The 15,036-nt window shown below is 63.6% G+C and carries 17 protein-coding genes; 10 read left to right on the top strand and 7 right to left on the bottom strand.

What is annotated here, in order from left to right:
* Positions 1 to 39 precede the first annotated feature (39 nt).
* The 4 genes from WKW82_RS35110 (at position 40) to WKW82_RS35095 (ending at position 2,630) form a co-directional block, all read left to right on the top strand.
* On the top strand, positions 40 to 915 hold the full coding sequence (locus WKW82_RS35110; protein ID WP_340347715.1) for an extracellular catalytic domain type 1 short-chain-length polyhydroxyalkanoate depolymerase: 876 nt from the start codon (positions 40 to 42) through the stop codon (positions 913 to 915).
* Positions 916 to 938: 23 nt separating this feature from the next.
* The gene (locus tag WKW82_RS35105; RefSeq protein WP_340347713.1) at positions 939 to 1,241 is read left to right on the top strand and encodes a hypothetical protein; all 303 of its coding nucleotides are present in this window, start codon (positions 939 to 941) and stop codon (positions 1,239 to 1,241) included.
* Positions 1,242 to 1,556: 315 nt separating this feature from the next.
* Positions 1,557 to 2,204 (top strand): RNA polymerase-binding protein DksA, encoded by a 648-nt coding sequence (gene dksA / locus WKW82_RS35100; RefSeq protein WP_340347711.1) that lies wholly within the window; start codon positions 1,557 to 1,559, stop codon positions 2,202 to 2,204.
* A gap of 150 nt (positions 2,205 to 2,354) precedes the next feature.
* Positions 2,355 to 2,630 carry a hypothetical protein gene (locus WKW82_RS35095; RefSeq protein ID WP_340347709.1) on the top strand — a complete coding sequence of 92 codons (276 nt, stop codon included), beginning with the start codon at positions 2,355 to 2,357 and terminating at the stop codon, positions 2,628 to 2,630.
* A gap of 227 nt (positions 2,631 to 2,857) precedes the next feature.
* Here the strand turns inward: WKW82_RS35095 and WKW82_RS35090 are convergent, their stop codons facing one another.
* The 4 genes from WKW82_RS35090 to WKW82_RS35075 form a co-directional block, all read right to left on the bottom strand.
* On the bottom strand, positions 2,858 to 3,580 hold the full coding sequence (locus WKW82_RS35090) for an autoinducer binding domain-containing protein (RefSeq protein WP_340347708.1): 723 nt from the start codon (positions 3,578 to 3,580) through the stop codon (positions 2,858 to 2,860).
* Positions 3,581 to 3,891: 311 nt separating this feature from the next.
* Positions 3,892 to 4,095 carry a hypothetical protein gene (locus tag WKW82_RS35085; protein ID WP_340347707.1) on the bottom strand — a complete coding sequence of 68 codons (204 nt, stop codon included), beginning with the start codon at positions 4,093 to 4,095 and terminating at the stop codon, positions 3,892 to 3,894.
* Positions 4,096 to 4,734: 639 nt separating this feature from the next.
* Positions 4,735 to 5,604, bottom strand: coding sequence for an IS630 family transposase (locus WKW82_RS35080; RefSeq protein WP_340347743.1), 870 nt, complete (start codon positions 5,602 to 5,604; stop codon positions 4,735 to 4,737).
* A gap of 1 nt (position 5,605) precedes the next feature.
* Complete coding sequence (locus tag WKW82_RS35075) at positions 5,606 to 5,920, bottom strand: helix-turn-helix domain-containing protein (RefSeq protein WP_340347705.1); 315 nt, start codon at positions 5,918 to 5,920, stop codon at positions 5,606 to 5,608.
* A gap of 112 nt (positions 5,921 to 6,032) precedes the next feature.
* On the opposite strand from WKW82_RS35075, the gene WKW82_RS35070 reads away from it, so the two are divergent.
* Both WKW82_RS35070 and WKW82_RS35065 read left to right on the top strand, forming a co-directional pair.
* Positions 6,033 to 6,227, top strand: coding sequence for a hypothetical protein (locus WKW82_RS35070; protein WP_340347704.1), 195 nt, complete (start codon positions 6,033 to 6,035; stop codon positions 6,225 to 6,227).
* 254 nt (positions 6,228 to 6,481) lie between these two features.
* Entirely contained in the window at positions 6,482 to 7,027 is a 546-nt protein-coding gene (locus tag WKW82_RS35065; protein WP_340347703.1) for a hypothetical protein, read from the top strand.
* A gap of 130 nt (positions 7,028 to 7,157) precedes the next feature.
* Here WKW82_RS35065 and WKW82_RS35060 read toward each other — a convergent pair whose 3' ends face one another.
* Positions 7,158 to 7,937 (bottom strand): hypothetical protein, encoded by a 780-nt coding sequence (locus WKW82_RS35060; protein ID WP_340347702.1) that lies wholly within the window; start codon positions 7,935 to 7,937, stop codon positions 7,158 to 7,160.
* Positions 7,938 to 8,325: 388 nt separating this feature from the next.
* Between WKW82_RS35060 and WKW82_RS35055 the strand changes: the two genes are divergently transcribed.
* The 3 genes from WKW82_RS35055 to WKW82_RS35045 are packed head-to-tail and all read left to right on the top strand — an operon-like array spanning position 8,326 to position 8,972.
* Positions 8,326 to 8,514 (top strand): hypothetical protein, encoded by a 189-nt coding sequence (locus WKW82_RS35055; protein WP_340347700.1) that lies wholly within the window; start codon positions 8,326 to 8,328, stop codon positions 8,512 to 8,514.
* 5 nt (positions 8,515 to 8,519) lie between these two features.
* Positions 8,520 to 8,702, top strand: coding sequence for a hypothetical protein (locus WKW82_RS35050; protein ID WP_340347698.1), 183 nt, complete (start codon positions 8,520 to 8,522; stop codon positions 8,700 to 8,702).
* Positions 8,703 to 8,735: 33 nt separating this feature from the next.
* Positions 8,736 to 8,972: a hypothetical protein gene (locus WKW82_RS35045; RefSeq protein WP_340347696.1), complete on the top strand. Its 237-nt coding sequence runs from the start codon at positions 8,736 to 8,738 to the stop codon at positions 8,970 to 8,972.
* Between the two features lie 458 nt (positions 8,973 to 9,430).
* Here the strand turns inward: WKW82_RS35045 and WKW82_RS35040 are convergent, their stop codons facing one another.
* Positions 9,431 to 13,525, bottom strand: coding sequence for an SNF2-related protein (locus WKW82_RS35040; RefSeq protein WP_340347695.1), 4,095 nt, complete (start codon positions 13,523 to 13,525; stop codon positions 9,431 to 9,433).
* A gap of 275 nt (positions 13,526 to 13,800) precedes the next feature.
* Positions 13,801 to 14,376 (bottom strand): hypothetical protein, encoded by a 576-nt coding sequence (locus tag WKW82_RS35035; protein ID WP_340347693.1) that lies wholly within the window; start codon positions 14,374 to 14,376, stop codon positions 13,801 to 13,803.
* Between the two features lie 120 nt (positions 14,377 to 14,496).
* On the opposite strand from WKW82_RS35035, the gene WKW82_RS35030 reads away from it, so the two are divergent.
* Positions 14,497 to 14,859, top strand: coding sequence for an HU family DNA-binding protein (locus tag WKW82_RS35030; protein WP_340347691.1), 363 nt, complete (start codon positions 14,497 to 14,499; stop codon positions 14,857 to 14,859).
* Positions 14,860 to 15,036: the final 177 nt, after the last annotated feature.

The raw sequence follows: 15,036 nt of genomic DNA, 5'->3' as shown, positions 1-15,036 counted from the left end.
GGCTCTCTCCGACGCGCTGGCCGCCCCTGCGCTCCAGCCTTGGCAACCAAGGGAGTTGATCACGGCGAGTACACGGTTTTCATGCCATCTCCGAGGTCGAAAAAGGGCCGGCCGATGGTGGTGATGTTGCACGGTGCGGGGCAAGATCCGGACGACTTCGCGGCGGGCACCATGATGAATGAAGCGGCCGAGCGCCACGGCTTCGTGGTGCTCTATCCCGGGCAGTCGAAGCAGGCGAGCGCGTTCCGGTGCTGGAACTGGTTCGACCCGGCACACCAGCAGCGCGGCCAAGGAGAGCCCGCGCGCATTGCGGCGCTGACCAAATATGTGGCCGCAGAAAGCGGCGTCGACTGCCAGCGAATTTATGTGGCGGGACTTTCGGCCGGCGGGGCAATGGCCAGCCTCCTCGGTGAACTTTATCCAGAGATCTACGCTGCAGTCGGGGTGCATTCCGGCTTGGCTTCATTCGCAGGCAAAGACTTGGCATCTGGTTTGGCTGCGATGCGCGGGACCGCGCGTCCACCGTCGGTGCCGAGCGAGGTCCCCACCGTCGTTTTTCATGGGGACAAGGACACGATCGTGAGCCCTATCAATGGCACGCAGGTGATCGAGGCTGCGTTCGGCATCGATCGCACCTTCACTTCCGTTGAACACGTCGATGAAAAGGGCTGCCTTATCACCCGGCGGCTCTACCTTCAGCGAGGGTCGAAAGTCGTGTGCGGCGAGCATTGGACGCTGCATGGCGCATCGCACGCGTGGTCAGGTGGCAATGCCGCCCGCACCTTCGCAGATCCATCTGGCCCGAACGCAAGCGAGGAGATGCTGCGCTTCTTCAAGTCCCAACGTCTCGACGCGACAAGGCAGATGGCGATTGACATTCGATCCCCGTCTGCGAAGCCCGTAGCACATCGATAGCGCGCCAGAACCGAGCGTCGCCGATGAAACTGGAATCATCAAAATTCACTCGCCTCGCGGTCGTGTGTGCTGAGTGCGAAGGACGCTCCGACGGTCCGCGGCATCTGGACAGCAAATCAGCCAGCAAGGAATTGCGGCGCTTGGGCTCAGACGCGTCGGTACGCGTGCGTATCGTGCGCACGCGCTGCCTCGGGCTATGTCCGCGCAGGGCGCTGGCAGCTATGGCGCTTGGAGAGTCGCTACCCGCAGTGACGGCGCAAATGCAGGACGAGGACGATCTGCGTGTGCTGGCCCGTTATGTTTTCGGGCCCAGCGCAAAGGGCTGAGTTGCCACGTCCCCCTTCGTGGATGACCCTGGGGAAGTGATTCAAGAAATAAATCAGAAATTGGGTAGCGTGCACCGCAGCCAGTGCAGGCACTCGGACGCATCGTTCAAGACGCATGCCGCAAGACGCAAGTGAGCTCGACCCCGGATTCTTTGGCCGCACTGGATTGCGGATGCAGGGCAAATGGGAATACCATCGCGTCGCTTTTGAATTTGGCCCCGTCAGTGTTTTGCCGAGCCAATTCCTTGCTGGACGCCTCGGCACGGCTCTGCGGACTTCGATGCGGAACCTTTCGGCTGCTATCGCGACGCGTTCATGAAAAAAGCTGTTGCCGCCCCCACTCCCGCTCCGGCTCCTGTCACGCCGGCCCCCCGCGTCGGACGCGTCTCGCGCTTGTCCCAACTGACCGTGCCGTCCATGGCCCAGTCCGTGGCCTCGAACGCTGCCAAGTCCAGCTTCAGCCAGGTCGTGTCGACCGCGCTGGTGCCCCCGCCGCACGTCGCGCTGAAGAAGGATCCGAAACTCGCCAACAACTGGAAGACCAAGACGCCGGAACAGTTGAGCGATGCCGAAGTCATCGCCATGCCCGACAGCGAGTACATGAACGAGAAGCAGATGGCCTTCTTCCGCCTCAAGCTTGTGGGCCTCAGGCAAGGCATCCTCGATAGCGCAAGTCAAACAACCGAGCATCTGCGTGAAGATGCGGTGGTCGTTCCCGACCCGACCGACCGCGCCACCATCGAGGAAGAGCACGCGCTCTTGCTGCGCACCCGTGACCGCGAGCGCAAGCTGCTCAAGAAGATCGGGCAATCGATCCAGCGCATCGATGCCGGCGACTACGGCTATTGCGACGAAACCGGCGAGCCGATCGGCGTTGGCCGCCTGCTGGCGCGTCCGACCGCCACGCTGTCCCTCGAAGCGCAGCAGCGCCGTGAACTGAAGCGCAAGATGTTTGGCGATTGAGCGACAGCATGGAGCAGCCGAGCGGCTGCGAGCTTGCCGCGATCTAGTGGTCGAAGATGCGAGCCGGCACCGCCCAAGCAAGCCCCTCGGTTTGGATAGCATTGATGTCAGTCGGCGTGGGTCACGTCGTTTGAGTTCTTACGCACCCGCATGTACGCATTCATTTCAAAAGAGCGGTTCGCCGCTGCCGGACCTGCGGCCACCGCAGTGCTCAGACATCGCGAGCGGGACGCCGAAATCAAAGGCCGACGATGGCGCTTTGAGCGAGGCACGGTATCGGGTGACGGCCGCGCAAGCGCGTGGGCGGAGTTTTCAGACGAGGCAGACTACGGAAAGACGCTTGGCAAGCTGTCGATCAGGGCCGAGGAAAACAAGGCGGGCGGCTGGACGGTCACGCACAGCGTCAGGCGGGCAGTGAAGCCGTAGCTGCCGCCCGCCAGCGCACTTGGCTTTGAGGCAATGACCCCGAAGACCCATCACACGATCGCGAGGAGGCGCCGGCCACCGGGCTTCTCACGTTGCGCGATGAGATGCGACGGGATGCCGTCATCGGGCCCCTACGACGGCGACGATGGGAGGGCCGGGAGCTCCGTCCAGTAGTTGGTCGTCGTGTCGGTCATCGGGTGTTGATCTGGGTCCGTCCGCTGCGGCGCTCAGTGCAGCAGTCCGGAGATCAGCGCCTGGACCACGGCAGCGGTCTTGTTGGCTGCCTTCATCTTGTGCACGACGTTCTTGATGTGGAAGTTCACCGTGGGCACGGAGATCGAGAGGATGTCGCCGATCTCGCTGGCCGTCTTCCCGTCGGCAGTCCACTTCAGCACCTCGATCTCGCGCGGGGTCAGCGGGACCTCGGGCTGCGGCGCGTATTTGTGTTTCATCAAGCGCGACAGCGAGATGTGCGCGGCCTGGACCAGCCATCGCATTTGGCTGTCCTTGTCGCGCAGTTCCTGCGCCGTCAGCACCTCGCTGGAGCGCGACAGGGTCAACATGCCGCCCACGCCAAATCCGTCGAGACTGGACTGCGCCCAGCCATGTCGCAGGCCCTGGTCCTTGGCCTCGGACCACAGCTCATTGGCCGAGGCAAAGAGCGCGTCGTCCCAGAGGATCGGGGACTGGTCGATCTGCCCGTGGCGCACGCTCGGATCGATCGCCAGATAACCTGCCTCCATGTAGCGCGCTTGCCAGGCAAGCGGATAGTTGTTGAGCGTGATGACCTTCGGGTTGGAGATCGGAACGGCAAGGCGCAGGCCGTAGGCGCAGTGCTCGAATCCGAGCTGCCGGGCTGCCGAGAGCAGCGCTTGAAACACCTCTTCCTCGCTGACCGCGCGGTCGAGCGCGGTCAGAAGATTCTCCTGAAACGGGCGCGGGAAAGGCATGTGTGAAGCGGAGGACGCGGCAATTTGGGAAGGGTTGGACACAGTGCAAGGGCCTCGTTGAGCGCCCCTACGATGCGCCCAATGCAAAGGCTCGCCAATCGCATAGTGCACAGTGCCGCTGCTCAGTATTCCGAAATCATCCCGGTATGTGAATTGCGCCGCGGTTGCGGACGGCCTGGCAAAGTGACGTCCCGCCACGAACTTGCAGACGAACGCAACGTACATGCCGAGGTGTTCGCGCGCAAGTTGCAAAACGTCGCGCACTGAACGATCGATCTGGTCCCGAAAATCGTACTCACACTGGCGGATAGTCAGACATCATCGCGATAAGCAATCAAGGCTCGAACGCTCTGAATGGGGGCGTGTCGACGGCGAAGCTCGATCTCCAAGGCACTCGCAATAATCAACGCGCGCGTATCGCCCCGCAGGCCGTGTGCGCGCCAGATCTCGATCACGCGCTTGAGAAGCACACCATCTACTTCGGCAAGCTCTTCAGGGGTCGGGATTTCAGACATGGCAGCCGTTGGCGCAAGGCTTGCAGTCGCGGTGCAGTCAAACCGCCGTGGCATCGCTAGCGTCGACACGCTGTATTCGCATCGTGATTCGCCACCAGCCGCACGAAGAATATTGCGTTGAGTCAAATGCATCGCCGGGAGCCCCTCTAGCAAACCTTTTCGCCCGGGCCTTCATTCACTCGCGCAGCACCCGTGACCTACCGCCTTTGAGCCGCAGTGATCGCCCCCCTCAATTTTGGGCACCACATCTGAACTCACCCTTAACGCAGCGGCAGGCACCGAACGTGTTCCACCCCCAAAGCGCCGCTGGTCCACAGCTCAAGAAAGAGCGGTGTCGCAGAATTTGCAGCTGGCTCTTCGGTACGGTAAGGCACAGCACGTCGCAGGGCAACGCAGAAACGGGCGCGACGCCCGCCTCCAGTGCGCCCGCGATGACCTCGATGCGGTGCTGCGTCGAAATAGCCAGCATGTGACGAGGAGATTGCATTCTCTCTGAGTCGCAAAGGCGTAGTCGTGTGCAAGATTACCGTTCGCGGCGAAGTTCCATGGGCTTGCATCGTCGGTGAAAACTTTCGGGTAATTGCGGCAGGAGCAGCACCTACCTAAGTACTCCGTTTCGGAAGTTCGCACACGTATTCTTCAAGCGGCCAGCTTCAAGGGCTGGCTCTGCGCCCAGCGATCGCGCATGCGCGCGATCAAGGCATTGAGATCGGTGCGGGTGAATTTCCACTCGAATGGATGCGCGATGCTCTCGAAGTAGCGCTCGAAGCTCGCCAGCCTCCGAGCGATCGCCTCCAGGCCAGGGAAGTCGTTCGGGGTCAGCACCTTGCGCTGCACGATCGAGAAGTAGATTTCGATCTGATTGAGCCAACTGGCGTGGACCGGTGCGTGGACCGGAACCAATCGGGGATGGGCTTGCGTGAGGCGCCGCACTGACGCGTCGCCACGATGCGACGAGCCGTTGTCCATGACCCAGAACACGCGTCTTGCGTTGACGTATGGCGCCTGGCTCATGACCTGATCGACCAACCGCTCGAAGGGCGCGATGCCTGTGGTCGCTTCGCAGCGGCCGAACACCTTGGCGCGATGCACGTCCAACGCCGCCATATACGCCCAGGCGCCACCACGTTCGTACTCGTGCTCCACGCGCATCGACTTGCCCGATTCGGTGGGCAGGCTCGGATGCATGCGAAGCCGAGCCTGGATACTGGTCTTCTCGTCGGTCGAGATGACGAACTCGTCCTTGCGCAGCGACTGCCCTTGCCAGCGCCGCTCGTACAGATCGAGGATGCGCCCGGCCTTGGCCTGGAAGTGCGGATCTCGCGCAAAGATCCAGCATCGGTGCCGCCAAGGGCGAATCGCGTCCTCGTGCAACCAACGCCAGACCGTGCTGTCGCTGATGCGTGCCACCAGGCCCGAGCGCTGCGCGTGTCGCGCCACGTCCGCAACGCTCAGGCGCGACAGCGGCAAGCCCAAGGTGGCCGGCAACTCGCAGGCGAGCGCCTTGATCTCAACCGTGACCTCTGGGGGGAAAGACCCGAGGGCGTCCCGGGCGGGCTCTCTCTTCGAGGCCCGCCAATCGATCCTTGAAGAAGCGCTGGCGCCACTGACTGACCACCTCGCGCCGAGTGTCCAGGCGCGCGGCGATCTCGTCGTTGTCCAAGCCGTTGGCGGCCATCAGGATCATCTTGGCTCGAACAACCTCGAAATACGGCAACGTATATCTGGTCGCACGACGATTCAACTCGGCCGACTCGTCCAGAGTCAACTCGATAAGGAACGGACTCTTCCTTGGCATACGCAACCCCCAGTCGAAGGATTGCATCAAGATGCCATACGCGGCCAAAATTATCAAGAATATACGTGGCCATATTTACGAAACGGCCTACTAAGCTTGGTTCATCGGTGCAGCGCACCCACCATCGGTCCTTTTCACAATGCTCAAAGCGTTTATCCTCATTCTTTCTTTGCTGCTGTCAGCCGGCCTGGTTGCAACATTCGGATTCACCGCTTTGGCTGTGTGCTTTGGGCTTGCTTTCCTCACGCTGGTGGGCTCGACGCAGGGCTGCAATGAGGAGGAAATCGCCGAGACCGCAACCGCGCCGACGGCTGGCTTGCAAGCTGTACATTGAGAGGGCGAGAGGTCTGTCGGCACGATGGCAGACTGCGCGACGAATCTTGTAATTGGGCAGCGGGACGGTGCCCGGAGCCCTTTGTCAACCTCGGCTAATCAGTCCAATGAATTGAATTGGCAACCACACCGTTGTGTTGGAGTTCACGTAACTTTCCAAGACCAGCGGCTCCCAACTTCGCGCGGCGTTTGAACCGCATGATGTCCGCACTCGGAGTGCGGGTCTTGCGGTGATCTCGACGCAGACAACAGCATATGGAATCTCAAGTCATTCACATCGCCGGCCCTGATGGGGCACCCTATCAATTGGGCCAGCCGATGCTGTTGCTCGCGGGACAGAAGCTTCTGGGTCAGGTCGACTCCGTGCGACTGGGCCACGGCGGTGAGCACGTGCACTTCGGAAGCCTCGCACCCGTTTCGGGTGGCCGAGATGAGCCGCGGGACGTTTGCACCTTGCTGCTGTATGAAGCGTGCGCGCATATCACACGCTTTCATCCGCAAGTCCAACTCATCACCTTCGCGTCCTCGCGACCCGTGTCGAGCGTTGGTGAGCCGGCCCTCAACCCGGCTGCGCAGGTCGCTGCTGTTGAGCGCATTGGCGCACGAGACATCCAAGTCACGCCGGTGCCATCAGGTCTCCTTGTCGTCTCCGGGACGTGGGCCTACAACGAGCGTAATCAGCATCAACTCGACATTGCGCTGGAAGAGCATCGCGCCATCTATCGAGAGTTCGCCAGAAACAAATGCCACGATCGCCCGGGTTCGGTCTGGCGCCGGCGAATTCGTCGCCTCTTCCCATAGCCTTCGCGCATCTCCAGTTTTGGATATACGCGAACTCACAGCGCGCCGCATTGGCTGATCGCATCAGAGCACCCTTCTCAGCGCGGGGGCGTGGACCCGATGAGGCCAGGCGAACAATGACACGGTGGCTTCAGAGCGGCCCGCAGAGCGCGAACGAATAGGCGGCGTCCTGCGCGGCGACGTAACCGCGTCGCGTGAGCAGGTTCAGCTTGGCCGCTGCATTGGCCGTCGGCTCAGGCGCGGGCGCGTTCGAGAAGAAGCGCGTCACGCCATGGCGAGCTGCGAGCTGCGTGGACATCTCATTGCGCGGCTTCACCACGATGTGCTCGACGCGCCGGCGGTTGTGGCGCACCAGGGCCTGGCGATCGCCGTCCACCACGCACAGCGTGCCCTGCTCGGTCTCCAGCACGTCGCGGAAACGATCCAGCACCATGGAGATCGAGGGCTTGATGCCGGCGATTTCGCAACCTGCCAGTTCGGCATGGGCCACCAGCTCGGCGTGCAGCTCATTGGAAATGCACGACACCATCTGGTCCTTGCCCGCGGACTGCTCGGTGAAGCAGAACTTGCTGAGCGATGCGTCCTTCGCATAGAGCTGCTCGAAGCGCTCGCGGGCGTAGGCATCGCGCAGGATGCGATCGGCGTAGGCGGGCGACCATGGCAAGACGAAATACTGCGCTTCGGCCGGACCCACGATCCAGACGATCGAGCGGCGCGCCGGCGCGGTCGCGATCCACCTCGCGAGTGCGTCCATCGCGCCTGCGCGTTCCCCGGCCTCGAATTCGAAACGGGCCTTGCGTGCCACGGTGGACTTGCCCCAGACGCGCTTGAGTTCGCAGGCGATCAGCGCCTCATCCGAAAGGTGAACCCGAATCTCGGCGCTGGTAGCAAGAATGTTGGTGATAGCCATGCCCTCAATTGGACCGGGTCTGCGAACTAAAGCTAACTACAAATACTGGTAGGACGGGCGTTGCACCCCACAGTGCATTGCGACTTTTTGCACGGAACGTGCGAGTCAGCGTTTCACGCACCGAAGAGCGAGCCCAACCCCCTTGCGGCATAAAGCATTGCCGAGCGATTTGGCCGCGCTTGAGGTTAACGATCCGTTCGGGTTGGGTTCAGCTTCCATTCACGCGAATTCGCGAACGCGGTGCTTCTGGGAACCATGTCCCTAACGCGCGCCGCACTCGAAGTCCTCGCACTTCGCTCGTCGCCGGATTGCGGCACAAAGTCACAGATCGGCGTGTGGAGCGATAGAGGGTTAAACGAAGGTATTAAGGCTAGTAATAATTGATTACATGGAGAAACAAATTCAGGACGCGTGGCACGAGAGGCCGACCAAGAGTGCGGACTTGCCGTCGAAATATCAATCTATCGGCGAGGGCGGCGGTGCGAACCACGGTCATGTCTGGCAGAAGGCTGGGCTCGTCGTCAGCCTCATGTTTGCATTGGTGTTGTCGCTGATCTCAATGATGGTGCGAGGCTGATCGTCATGGCGAAACACTACCCCGATCCAAGGGAATCTGAATCCATGCCCTCCAGGCTGGACGAGTTGACGCAGGACTCGCGGCCGCGAAAGAAGGAGGAAAACAAGGTCGGCTGGCGTCGCAATTTTCTGGTGCTCGTTGCCGTGCTGCTCGCGGCATTCGCGGCATTTCTGCTGCGACATCCATGACGTCTGCAACAAGCCACGTCTTCGCTCGGCGCTATGGCGTTGAACAAGCTGGCATGGCGCCGTCCCATGGGAGTAAGGATGAAGCGCGCTGACGAAGAAGACGATACGGACTTCACGGGCCTTGCCAGCGTGAAGCAATCCATGGAAGTGGAGCAACGAATGCGAAAGGAACGCTCGGAAAGCATCTGGGGCCTCAACGTGGATGGCATTGTCTTCGTGGTCGCCGTCGTGATCGCGGTGATCGTGGTTCGCGCTTGGAGCGCAGCGTGAGTTGACTCGCACAGCGCTGCGCGTGGGCGTGTCCTGCATCAGTCGTTGTTTTGCTTGCCGCGATCGAGCGGGTTGCCTTCCTTGTGACAAACACCGATATGTCTTCACCGTCCTTGCGGTGCTGCACCTTGTCGGCGATGAGCATGGGCCTCACGACTTCGACGGGACCGGCAAGGGCAATCATCGGCCGCCGTGCAAAGCTCGGCATGCGCGCGTCGCACCTGCCGATGGGCCCAGGCATCGAGGATGACGATCCTGCGTTGCAACAGTTACGCGAGAAGGTCGCGGCCTTTGAGGCAATGCTGGGTGAGCCCAAGGCGAGCGCGGGTTGCGCCGAATGCTTGGCAAGTGGGGACGGTGCCCCTTGGCGCGGCCGCGCCGCCCAGTTGACCTGCGAGAGCGATGGGACAGTCAAGGCGACTTGCAGTCAAAAATACATTGCCTTTTCGTTTCGCGCATCATCCGCGCATGAGTTCCATCAGCGCGGTGGCATCGAGGGCGCTGTGCGACTCGGTGCCCTCGAGCACACCGTCGGCGAGTGCGCGCTTGTGCTGATGGAGTTCCACGATGCGCTCCTCGAGTGTTCCCGCGCTCACGAGCCGGTAGACCGTCACCGGCCGCAACTGGCCGATGCGATGCGCGCGGCCGCTGGCCTGGTCTTCAGCGGCCGGGTTCCACCACGGATCGGCGATCACAACGTAGTCGGCCACCGTGAGGTTCAGACCGAAGCCACCGGCTTTGAGGCTGATTAGAAACAGTGCTCCTCCGCCCGCCTGGAAGGCGCTGACGCGGCGCGTGCGTTCGGCCGTCGGTGTCGCACCGTCGAGGTACTGATAGCCGATGCCGGCCGCATCCAGCGGTTCGCGCAACAGCGTCAGGAAATCCACGAACTGGCTGAACACGAGCGCCTTGTGCGCATTGGCGGCGAGCTCCAACGCAAGTTCGCCAAAGGCCTGCACCTTGGCACCGGCGAGGCCCAGCTCGGGAGTGACCAGGCGCGGATCGCAGGCAGCACGGCGCAACCGGGTCAACTGAGCCAGCACGTTGATCTGCGCATGGCCGCCGCTTGCGCTCATGCTCTGCTCGGCGGCCGCAAGCGCCTGACGCCGCAGCGCTTCGTAGTGCGCCCGCTCGGTCTCGTCGGGGTGGATGGTGAGCGTCAGCTCGGTGCGCGGGGGCAGATCGTCAAGCACTTGGGACCTTGTGCGGCGCAGGATGAAAGGGCCGACAAGGCGCTTGAGCGTACGCTGCGCATCGCGGTCCCCGTCGCGCTCGATCGGTCCTGCAAAGCGCTCGTTGAAGCGTGCGAGGCTGCCCAGAAGCCCCGGGTTGCAGATGCGCATGATCGACCACAGCTCTGTCAGCCGGTTCTCGATCGGTGTACCCGATAGCGCGAGCCTGAAGTTCGTCTTGAGCCCGTGCACCGCCTGCGTCCGCCTGGCGGTCGAGTTCTTCAGCGCCTGCGCCTCGTCGAGTACCACCGTATGCCATTCGCACGCCGCAAAAGCGTCGACGTTGAGCAGAAGCAAGCCATAGGAGACGAGCACCACGTCGTGGGCGGCAGCCTCAACTAGAAGGTTGTCGCGATTTACCCCGTCGCCATACGCGCACAGCTTCAGCGAAGGCGCGTAACGCCGCGCCTCGCTCAGCCAGTTGCCCATCAGCGAGGTCGGCGCGACCACCAGCGCGGGACCACCGCCTGACCGCGCGAGCAACTCGGCCAGCGCCTGCAGTGTCTTGCCAAGACCCATGTCGTCCGCAAGGCACGCGCCCCACCCTGCCGCGGCCAGCCTCATCGCCCACTGATAGCCGTCGAGTTGATACGGACGCAGTTCGGCCTGCAGCGCGGACGGCAACGCCGGCGCGAGCTCTTGCGCCTCAGTCAAGCGTCCGATGCGCTGTCGAAGGGCGTCGTCCGAAAGTCGATCCGCGCCGTCCAGGGCCGCGTCCAGCCACAAGGCTGCGACCGCAGGCACGCTGGCCTGACCGCGCTGCAGTTCGACCACCGCGGCGAGATCGGCGATGCGCGCGCGCAGTTCCTGCGTCAGCGCCAGATAGCGTCCTTCACCCAGCGGCACAAAACGTCCGCGGCTGCCGCTGCTCCATTGCAGCAACTGCTCCAGGCTCAGCACCTGCGCCTCGTCGACCTGCACGCTGCCGTCGAGCGCAAACCAGTCCCGATCGCCGTGCACGCGCACACGCAATTGCGCCAGCCCGACTGAAGAGACCGTGACCGGTCGGCCCGCTGGCCAGTCTAATGCCTGCACCGCTTCCAATTGGGGCAATGCTTCGAGGACGTCCAGCGCATCCTCGGCATCGAGGATCTCGAACTCGGCCGGCCCGATCTCAGTGCCGCCGAGCAGCGGGCAGGCCTCGCGCACGGATGCGAGGTGGCGCCTCTCCGCAGCGAGATCGCGTTGTGCGGCGAAGGGCTGGCCACCCACCGCAGCAATCATACGGGCGCGGCCGTGGCCGGGAACAGTGCGAGGACCCTCGGGGCCCAATGGAGCGACCACCAGGCGCAACCGCAAGCCTGCGCCCAGAGGCGTGAGCTCGGCGCGCAGCGCGCTCTGCGCGGGCACGTCGCGCCCGCCCGGCAAGCTGTCCACATGCACCTGGAAGTGCGCGCCCAAGCCTTGCAGTACGGGCTGCAGCAGATTCGAGGCCTCCTTCGGCACATTGAGCCCGTCGCCCAGCAGCAGCGCCGCGCGGCGCTGGGCCGGCGTGAAGCGTACGACCCGCGCACGCTGCGCGCCCTCACGGATCACGGTGGTCGACGCCAGGGCCTCGGCGGCTCTCGTCTCGCCAGCGTTGTAAAACCACTGTGTGGAGGATGGACCGCGCAGCGGCGGATACACCGTCAGGCGCAGGTTCTCGCCGACCTCGGCCACCTCGAGCTGTGGGGGCGCCGCCTCCAGCGTGATAACGACACCGGGCTGATCCGAGAACTCCACCGCCGGATGGCCAATCAGCGCCATCACGGCCGCGGCCGCGTCGATGCGCAGATCGCGCGCCGACCCACGCGCAGAGCGCTGGATGCACCGCACGACCTGTGCATCGTGCGGCGGAAGATTGCTCGCCTGCGACAACGCCCACAGCGACGCCGGTTGCGGACGATTCCAGCCGCGCGCGCCACGCTTTTGCTCGTACGGGGTGACATCGAGAATGGCGCCGTCGTCACCGAGTTCCAGCGCCCAGCAAATGCGCCTGGCCAGGGCCGTCGGATCGCTGTTCGTTGACGGCTGGGCGGGCCCACCGATGGCCGCCAGGGCGGCCAGGGCGGCGCGCCAACTCTCCTGTGCGGCGGGCACAAAGAACGTGGGCCTCACAGGGCGCCCGGCCAGGACGTTCAATGCGTCCTCGCATTGCGCGTACAGCCGGTGCAAGCCAGCGCGCTGAAGCCGAGCCAGCAGTGCGTCAGCGGCTTCGCGTTCAGCCTTGGACAGCGGCTGCACCGTGTTGTCTTCCTTGAGCCACGCGCGCATCAGCCAGCGCCAGAAGTCAAGCTGCGAGGAAGTGCCGCCGCCCCAGTGCAATGGCGTGAACTGCGCAAGGTCGCGCGGCGTGTCGCCGCGGCGCATTTGCACCGCCAGGGCGGCCGCGCCCCAAGGCGAGTCCGCGGTGGGCCTGCGCTGCCCCGTCTCGGCCAGGCACAGCTTCAATGCCTTGTCCAGGCTCGAGGGCGTCTGTTGGGCTAGCAGGCACTGCAGGTAGGGCAGCATCAACACATCCGACAGGACGCCCTTGCGCTGGCCGGTTTGCTTCCTGAGCGCCGCCAGCGCCGTGTCGTAGCGCTGCTCGGCTTGTGCCCAGCGGGCCTGGGTCGCCAGCACGCCCGCCTCCACCGCTCGGGCCAGCGAGCTGCGATAGACAGCATCCTCGCCCGTGGCCTCGTGCAGTGGCTGCAGCAGGATGTCCATCTCGGCACCTGGTTCGCTTTCGGCCGCGTCCGCGCGACCAGTGCAGAGCCGGTACTCCGCCAACAGCATGCGCAGCCGCAGATCGTTCGGCGCGGGGAGCACGGCAAGCAGTTCGGTGGCCAAGTCCTCGAGCGGCAGCGTCGCTGGCTCCCACGCGAGCAGGAACTGGCGCAGGCCATGGCTCACGACATGAACTTGCACGGATGGGTGCAGGCGCCTGGCCAGCGCCGCATTCGTCACGCCAGACAGCGCCATGCCCACCGCTTGGTCCCAGCCGGCCCACGCACAGGCGTCACCCCAGCGATCTGCCACTTCGTCCAGCGGCTTGCCGGCAAAGAATTCCAGGCGCAGCAGCGCGGCGGCCGCGTTCACGGATGCGAAGTGTCGATGCAGGCCCTTCGGGCCGTCGACGTTTTCGTGCTGGGCGAGGGCTTGGACAAGCGCGTCGAAGTCGGGCCGCGCGAGCAGCTCGAGCATGACGGCGTTGTCGATGTCCGGCGCCAGGCGCCAGAAGCCCTTACGCATGGGGGTCTCTTCGGCCCATCCCGCGCGGCTCAGCTGACGGATCACCTCATGCACGCGCTCACTGGTCAGGCGCTTCCCACCTTCACGCTCGCCCAGGTGGCTCAGCATCGAGAAGATCCAAGTGCGGGGTCGATGCGCGGCGCCCAGCGCCAGCGCCACGATGACGGCGCGCTGCGCGTCGCTGGCACCGCGCAGACGCAGTTCGGCAGGGGTGGTGTCATTGGCAAGCATCGCCGCGCGCAAGGAATCGAGCGAATGCTACTCGTTGCAGGACTCAGTAATCTGGTTGGACGCGCAATGCCTGCCACGGTTTGGCACACTTTGGTCCGGCTATCAAGCTCTCCCCATCGTGTGCCGCCCTTGCGAAACCCATGGAAGCACAATCACCTTCGGGCCCTGGCGATGTCGATGGCCGCACAGAGTTCTTCGTACTCGGTCCGGCCGACGTCCAGTGCCTCAAGCCATCGGTCGAAGTACAGGTCCTGTGCGTCGCTGCAGGGGTGCTTGCGGCGGTGATGGCGAATGAAGTCCTTGCGGTGCTGTACCTTGTCGGCGATGAGCATGTGCTTCACGGCTTCGAGGGGCCCGGCGGAAGGACAGCCATCGGCCACCATGTGAAGTCCGTCCGGCGAACGATGCACCCTGTCGACTGGCCACGCATTGGCCCTGCTGCGGAATTCCATGACCAGCAGGATCACGAACGGGTCGGCGTCGACGCTGTTCATGAAATCCTGACCATGATGAATCAGGTCTTCGTCTGCCTGGAACAGTGGGTGCAGGCAGAACGCGCGCATCGCGGCCTCGGTGGCATCGAGCTCGCTCAGGATGATCAGCCCCTCGTCGATGCGCTGCAGGAATGCGATCCCTGAGCCTTTTGCGATGCGGTCGGCGTAGTGCGTCCGGATGGCCTGGTATTCGGGCGACCAAGTGGCGCGAACAATGTCCTGTGTGACGATCAAGGCGGCAACTCCATTTGCGAATTGTCCGTGATCGCACATGCGCTTCGTGAGACATGGCCGTGCGGTTCGCGCCGCCAAGTCGTGAAGTAGAGTGCGCCCCTGCGGCAAGAGCCCCGACGGATGTGTGCGCCGATTGCACGCGCAAACCACGGGGCTTCGCAGGCGCTATCCTTTCTCTCCCACTTCACGAGGAATTTCAGATTGAACAAGACCGAACTGGTGGCCGCGATCGCGGCCGATGTGGAACTCAGCAAGGCCGAGGCGGCTCGCGTTCTGGACGCAGTGCTCGAGAACCTGACGAAGGCCCTGGCGCGTGGGGAAGCCGTGCAGCTGATCGGATTTGGCAATTTCACGGTGGCGAGCCGTCCCGAGCGTACGGGCCGCAATCCGTCGACGGGCGAGCAGATGACGATCAAGGCGAGCAAGTCGCCGAAGTTCGCGGCAGGCAAGGCGCTGAAGGATGCCGTGAACGCTGCGGCATAGTCACCGGTTGATGCATGGTCCCGCCCACGTGAAGATCCTCGGCGGTGCCTGTCGACACGATCAGAGGCACCCGGGTCGAGCCGAAGTGAACAAGGTGGTGCGCGGGTCGTCCGCGTTCTCTCCGACACTCCGATGCCCACCTCTTCACGGGCATGGCCCACGCCTTGACACATTGAC

The organism is Variovorax rhizosphaerae, from assembly GCF_037889975.1.
Taxonomy (GTDB): domain Bacteria; phylum Pseudomonadota; class Gammaproteobacteria; order Burkholderiales; family Burkholderiaceae_C; genus Variovorax; species Variovorax rhizosphaerae.
The sequence above is the reverse complement of the archived record's forward strand: the minus strand, read 5'-3'. Positions and strand labels throughout refer to the sequence as shown.

Bases quoted from the DNA above. Each gene is read 5' to 3' on its own strand.
- WKW82_RS35105 (WP_340347713.1), top strand. From the start codon at position 939: ATGAAACTGGAATCATCAAAATTCACTCGCCTCGCGGTCGTGTGTGCT.
- dksA (WP_340347711.1), top strand. From the start codon at position 1,557: ATGAAAAAAGCTGTTGCCGCCCCCACTCCCGCTCCGGCTCCTGTCACG.
- WKW82_RS35095 (WP_340347709.1), top strand. From the start codon at position 2,355: ATGTACGCATTCATTTCAAAAGAGCGGTTCGCCGCTGCCGGACCTGCG.
- WKW82_RS35090 (WP_340347708.1), bottom strand. From the start codon at position 3,580: ATGCCTTTCCCGCGCCCGTTTCAGGAGAATCTTCTGACCGCGCTCGAC.
- WKW82_RS35085 (WP_340347707.1), bottom strand. From the start codon at position 4,095: ATGTCTGAAATCCCGACCCCTGAAGAGCTTGCCGAAGTAGATGGTGTG.
- WKW82_RS35075 (WP_340347705.1), bottom strand. From the start codon at position 5,920: ATGCAATCCTTCGACTGGGGGTTGCGTATGCCAAGGAAGAGTCCGTTC.
- WKW82_RS35070 (WP_340347704.1), top strand. From the start codon at position 6,033: ATGCTCAAAGCGTTTATCCTCATTCTTTCTTTGCTGCTGTCAGCCGGC.
- WKW82_RS35065 (WP_340347703.1), top strand. From the start codon at position 6,482: ATGGAATCTCAAGTCATTCACATCGCCGGCCCTGATGGGGCACCCTAT.
- WKW82_RS35060 (WP_340347702.1), bottom strand. From the start codon at position 7,937: ATGGCTATCACCAACATTCTTGCTACCAGCGCCGAGATTCGGGTTCAC.
- WKW82_RS35055 (WP_340347700.1), top strand. From the start codon at position 8,326: ATGGAGAAACAAATTCAGGACGCGTGGCACGAGAGGCCGACCAAGAGT.
- WKW82_RS35050 (WP_340347698.1), top strand. From the start codon at position 8,520: ATGGCGAAACACTACCCCGATCCAAGGGAATCTGAATCCATGCCCTCC.
- WKW82_RS35045 (WP_340347696.1), top strand. From the start codon at position 8,736: ATGGCGTTGAACAAGCTGGCATGGCGCCGTCCCATGGGAGTAAGGATG.
- WKW82_RS35040 (WP_340347695.1), bottom strand. From the start codon at position 13,525: ATGCTGAGCCACCTGGGCGAGCGTGAAGGTGGGAAGCGCCTGACCAGT.
- WKW82_RS35030 (WP_340347691.1), top strand. From the start codon at position 14,497: ATGTGTGCGCCGATTGCACGCGCAAACCACGGGGCTTCGCAGGCGCTA.